Origin of the sequence: Pedobacter sp. MC2016-24 (assembly GCF_015223055.1) — a bacterium.
GTDB lineage: Bacteria > Bacteroidota > Bacteroidia > Sphingobacteriales > Sphingobacteriaceae > Pedobacter.
Genome location: NZ_JADFBX010000035.1, coordinates 1 through 1,754, shown reverse-complemented (window position 1 = coordinate 1,754; position 1,754 = coordinate 1). Strand labels below are relative to the sequence as shown.

Genomic DNA, 1,754 nt, shown 5'->3' with positions numbered 1-1,754 from the left:
TATACTCCTCAATTGACAACATTCCTACACTCAAATCCTCAAATCACTCTTCTCTTTATCCCTTTCACTGTTTCTCTTCCTCCGAAGCGGGTTGCAAAAGTAAGAAAATTTCCCCACCCACCAAACATTTAGACACTAATAATTGTTTAGTTCCGCTAAGTCGCTTATCTTCAAGCGGAAAGATTCTAACGCGGCTGGCCCTATAACCTTTAATACAGCATGCGATAAAAATCCATTTAAGGTAAGGCTTTCAGTTAACCTTAAAAATAAGGATAAAATGAGGTCTAAATAGAAAAACCAACATATTTTAATGTCAACTCTACGACTAACATTAAAATCAATAGCATTTTAAGGCCTAAACAATTCTTTTATGTATATTTGATGATGCCTTATCCGATTAACTCCGACAGGAATAAGCCTTGGAATAACCTTCCATTGCTCCCTATAGATAAAGATCTTTATGAAGACATCCAGGTATTCGCTCAGCTTGGCAATGCCAAAGCCGCTTTGGGAAGATTACAGGGGCGCAGCATCGCCATTCCCAATCAAGGACTATTGATCAATTCGATCAGTTTACAAGAAGCAAAAGCTTCAAATGCAATAGAGAATATTTTCACAACAGATGATGAACTTTATAAAGCATATAGCGAACAGCAACATAAACAATTGGAAGGTCCCGCTAAAGAAATCCTGAACTATCGGGAAGCTTTATGGCTTGGTTATGAATACCTACAGGGTGATCAGTCATTTGACGAAGCTTACTTCATCAAAATGTATAGAACCGTTAGCCAGTTTAATGATGGCATCAGGCCAGCTGTTGCTCAAATTTACATAAAGGAAGGAGGATCCGGACCTAATGCAGGTAAAGCTTCTTATACCCCACCTCGTGGCCCTGGCATTTTAGAAGAGAAACTGGCCAATTTAATTGATTTCCTAAACGATGATCAGCAATATCAATTGGATCCACTTTTAAAAATGGCCATTGGACACTATCAATTTGAAGCCATCCATCCCTTCAGGGACGGCAATGGCCGGACAGGAAGAATTTTCAACATCCATTACCTGACCAAAAAAGGACTGCTTGATTATCCTATCCTCTTTCTAAGCCGATACATTATGGATAATAAGGAGGATTACTATGCGACCTTATCTGGTATTGCCCAAAAAGGAAACTGGAAAAACTGGTTGCTCTTTATGTTAAAAGCGGTAGAGATAACTGCCAACCTAACCTATAATAAAATTAACGATATCATTTCGGCTAAAGACGCCATCCTTGAAGCCATCGTTGCACAAAATAACATCAGCAGGCCAGAGTCTTTGGTCAGCACCTTATTCACCGAACCCTTTACCAGGGTAAAACATTTGACGGAACGTGGGCTATACGCAGAAAATACTGCACGCAAATATTTAGATGAACTCTCTGTCATGGGGATTTTAGAAAAACGAATGATCCAGGGAAACAGTTACTACCTGAACCTCGAATTGTATAGAATTCTATCAGAGTAATATCTTCAAAAAAAGATTTCAGCACATCCCCTTCCTTCTGGTCAAAACTATCAAAACAAGAAAAGCCTGTAGTTTTCACTACAGGCTTTCTTTAAGATTTGGCACCGACCTACTCTCCCACGTGTTACCGCAGTACCATCGGCTCTGGTGGGCTTGACTTCTCTGTTCGGAATGGGAAGAGGTAGACACCACCGATATAGGCACCTAAATATTTTTAATATTTTAATTAGCAAGTTCCTTTGTTTAAT

At 39.3% G+C, this 1,754-nt stretch carries 1 protein-coding gene and 1 rRNA gene; one reads left to right on the top strand and one right to left on the bottom strand.

The window, feature by feature from the left end; all coding sequences use genetic code 11:
* The first annotated feature begins 381 nt into the window (after positions 1-381).
* Positions 382-1,506, top strand: coding sequence for a Fic family protein (locus tag IM797_RS28110; RefSeq protein WP_228099183.1), 1,125 nt, complete (start codon positions 382-384; stop codon positions 1,504-1,506).
* A gap of 96 nt (positions 1,507-1,602) precedes the next feature.
* Here IM797_RS28110 and rrf read toward each other — a convergent pair.
* Positions 1,603-1,714, bottom strand: a 5S ribosomal RNA gene (gene rrf / locus IM797_RS28105).
* Between the last annotated feature and the right edge of the window lie 40 nt (positions 1,715-1,754).

Coding starts and splice junctions, on each gene's coding strand:
- IM797_RS28110 (WP_228099183.1), top strand. CDS start 382: ATGATGCCTTATCCGATTAACTCCGACAGGAATAAGCCTTGGAATAAC.